Source organism: Vibrio sp. 1078-1 (genome assembly GCF_033340475.1).
Map to the genome: position 1 here is coordinate 1 of NZ_JAWOWM010000716.1, position 558 is coordinate 558.

General features: G+C 48.0%; 1 protein-coding gene. It reads left to right on the forward strand.

The genetic code is table 11. The features are described 5' to 3' along the window. On the forward strand, nt 1-558 hold a 558-nt coding region (gene tatC, locus R7190_RS29680; protein WP_318138183.1), incomplete at both ends, for a twin-arginine translocase subunit TatC.

The following is a 558-nucleotide window of genomic DNA, read 5'->3' on the forward strand; positions in this document are numbered from 1 at the left end:
TGTTGGTGGTGTTTGTCGGGCTAATTTATTTCTCTAACCACATTTATGAGTTTATCTCCGCACCTTTGGTTGAACGTTTACCAGAAGGCGCGACGATGATCGCAACCGATGTGGCATCACCATTTTTCACACCTCTAAAACTGACGCTTATCGCCTCAGTATTTGTTGCGGTGCCGTTTATTTTGTATCAGGTTTGGGCTTTTGTTGCGCCAGGTCTGTACAAGCACGAACGTCGTTTGATCATGCCATTGCTGTTTTCTAGCTCGTTGCTGTTTTACTGTGGCGTGGCCTTTGCGTATTACGTGGTATTTCCACTGGTATTTGGCTTCTTTACTGCGATTTCTCTCGGTGGGGTTGAGTTTGCGACCGATATTTCGAGCTACCTAGATTTTGTGCTGGCGCTGTTTATGGCGTTTGGTATTGCGTTCGAAGTGCCAGTGGCGATTATCCTACTTTGTTGGACTGGGGCGACCACGCCGCAAGACCTAAAAGAGAAGCGTCCATACATTATTGTGGCAGCGTTCGTTGTCGGCATGCTGCTGACGCCGCCAGACATGA